The following is a 2464-nucleotide window of genomic DNA, read 5'->3' on the forward strand; positions in this document are numbered from 1 at the left end:
GAGAGCCTGCGGAAGACCAGCATGTCGTACCAGGAGGTGTCGTCGTAGTGCGAGGGCAACTGGTTGTTCAGCAGGTCGCTGACGTGCAGGTCGACCAGGCCGGCGCCTGTCCAGTGCTGCAGGTGCCGCTGCAGTTCGCCGACCCGGGCCTCGAACTCGCGCCTGGCGTTGCCGATCCAGAGGTAGCCATGGGCCGGCAGCGAGGTCGGCAGCTGTTCGAGCTCGGTGAAGTGCTCGTTGTCGATGTGGAAGATGCGCATTCGCCTTGGCTCAGCCGGCCTTCAGCAGCCGGGCCGCGTCGAGCGCGAAGTAGGTCAGCACGCCATCGGCGCCTGCACGCTTGAAGGCCAGCAGCGCTTCCATCATCACCGCGTCGTGGTTCAGCCAGCCGTTGGCGGCGGCGGCCTTGATCATCGCGTACTCGCCGCTGACCTGGTAGGCGAAGGTCGGCACGCGGAACTCGGTCTTCACGCGGTAGACGATGTCCAGGTACGGCAGGCCGGGCTTGACCATCACCATGTCGGCGCCTTCGGCAATGTCCAGCGCCACTTCGCGCAAGGCTTCGTCGCTGTTGGCCGGGTCGATCTGGTAGGTGTACTTGTTGCCCTTGCCGAGGTTGCCCGCCGTGCCCAGCGCGTCGCGGAACGGGCCGTAGAAGGCCGAGGCGTACTTGGCCGAATACGCCATGATGCGGGTGTGCACATGGCCGCCAGCTTCCAGCGCCTGGCGGATCGCGCCGATGCGGCCGTCCATCATGTCGGACGGCGAGACGATGTCGGCACCAGCCTCGGCATGCGAGAGCGACTGCCTGACCAGCGCCTGCACCGAGATGTCGTTCAGGACATAGCCCGAGTCGTCGATGATGCCGTCCTGCCCGTGGGTGGTGAATGGATCGAGCGCCACGTCGGTCATCACGCCGAGTTCCGGCAAGCGGCTCTTGAGTGCGCGGATCGCGCGCTGGCACAGCCCGTCCGGATTCCAGGCTTCGGCACCATCCAGGCTCTTGGCCGAAGGTGTAATCACAGGAAACAGATCCAGCGCTGGAATTCCGAGTTCCAGCGCCTGTTCGCCAACCTTCAGCAATTCATCAATCGACAAACGCTCCACGCCAGGCATGGACGAAATCGGTGCGCGGCCGGGCAGTTCGTGAATGAAAACCGGAAGAATGAAGTCCGCCGGCGTAAGCAGGTGCTCACGAACCATGGCGCGGCTGAAGGCGTCCCGGCGCAGGCGGCGCGGGCGATGGGCAGGATAGGCAGACAGGTTCACGACAGGGCCATGTAACAGGTTGGTGGGTGTGCGCAACAACTCGCGCGCAACGTGACGTTTTGCGGGGGTTCTGTATGGTACCCAGCGCGGACAGAGTGTTACAGTTCGTTCTGAGCGTTGCCCGCAAGGGTAGCGTTCCCTGCTTTTCCTCCCTGAGCAGGTGCCTTCACGTGATGACAGCGTCAAGGCTTTTCAGCCCCGGCCCCTGGCCGGGGCTCTTTCTTTTCTGGCCTCGGTTTTCTCCGGTAACTGCCAGGTAACTGGATCTCTGCGCCGGTTCTTCAATCGACATTTCCAGGCCATTCTCCGCGCAGCCCATAATTCTCCGCATGAGTCATGCGTATCTGTGGGTCAAGGCGTTTCACCTGATTTTCGTCGCGAGCTGGTTTGCCGGGTTGTTCTACCTGCCCAGGCTGTTCGTGAACTTGGCGATGGTGCCGGCCGACAGCCATGCCGAGCGCGAGCGTTTGCTGCTGATGGCGCGCAAGCTGTACCGCTTCTGCAGTTTCCTGATGGTGCCGGCGCTGCTGCTGGGCCTGTGGCTGTGGCTGGGTTTTGGCGTGGGCAAGGGCCCGGGCAATGGCTGGCTGCATGCCAAGCTGGCCTTGGTGGTGGTGGTGATTGGCTACCACCACATGTGCCGCGCGCTGCTGCGCGACTTCGAGCAGATGGCCAACAAGCGCAGCCACCGGTGGTTCCGCGTGTTCAACGAGGTCACGGTGCTGTTGTTCATCGCCATCGTGCTGCTGGTGGTGGTGAAGCCTTTCTGAGGTTCGCACGGCCTTGACCGACCCCTTGCCAGCTCCAGCCTCTGCCGCGGCGAACAGCCGGCATCGCAGTTCCGCGATCCCGCTGGCCGCGGCCTACACAGGGCTGCTGGTCTACGCCAGCCTCTATCCGTTCATCGACTGGCGCTGGCCTGGCGCGCTGGGATGGCTGGAACTGTTCCGCCTGCCGTTCCCGCCCTGGCGCGACCATTTCGACATGTGGGCCAACCTGCTGGGCTACATGCCGCTGGGCGGCCTGCTGTGCCTGGCGGTGATGCGCAGCGGTGGCCGTGCGCGCTGGGCCTGGCTGCTGGCGGTACTGGGCGGCTCGGCGCTGTCGTATGCGATGGAGGTGACGCAGCAATTCCTGCCGCGGCGCTATCCGTCCGGGCTGGACTGGGCGCTGAACAGCGCCGGGGCGCTGGCCG

At 64.6% G+C, this 2464-nt stretch carries 3 protein-coding genes and 1 pseudogene; 2 read left to right on the forward strand and 2 right to left on the reverse strand.

The genetic code is table 11. From position 1 onward, the window contains the following. Together FKP22_RS27125 and hemB are read right to left on the reverse strand one after the other, a co-directional pair. Positions 1–260, reverse strand: a pseudogene (locus tag FKP22_RS27125) (magnesium transporter CorA); the annotation flags it as partial. A 10-nt stretch (positions 261–270) separates the two neighbouring features. Further along, positions 271–1269 carry a porphobilinogen synthase gene (gene hemB / locus FKP22_RS27130; RefSeq protein WP_170201119.1) on the reverse strand — a complete coding sequence of 333 codons (999 nt, stop codon included), beginning with the start codon at positions 1267–1269 and terminating at the stop codon, positions 271–273. A 329-nt stretch (positions 1270–1598) separates the two neighbouring features. Here hemB and FKP22_RS27135 point away from each other — a divergent pair, with 329 nt between their 5' ends. Both FKP22_RS27135 and FKP22_RS27140 read left to right on the forward strand, forming a co-directional pair. Next, the gene (locus FKP22_RS27135) at positions 1599–2039 is read left to right on the forward strand and encodes a CopD family protein (protein WP_141291068.1); all 441 of its coding nucleotides are present in this window, start codon (positions 1599–1601) and stop codon (positions 2037–2039) included. Between the two features lie 13 nt (positions 2040–2052). Continuing rightward, positions 2053–2464 (forward strand): VanZ family protein (locus FKP22_RS27140; RefSeq protein WP_141291069.1); only part of this gene is annotated, 412 nt, incomplete at its 3' end.

It is taken from the genome of Ideonella azotifigens (assembly GCF_006519715.1).
Classification (GTDB): domain Bacteria; phylum Pseudomonadota; class Gammaproteobacteria; order Burkholderiales; family Burkholderiaceae_C; genus Ideonella; species Ideonella azotifigens.

Bases quoted from the DNA above. Each gene is read 5' to 3' on its own strand.
- FKP22_RS27135 (WP_141291068.1), top strand. From the start codon at position 1,599: ATGAGTCATGCGTATCTGTGGGTCAAGGCGTTTCACCTGATTTTCGTC.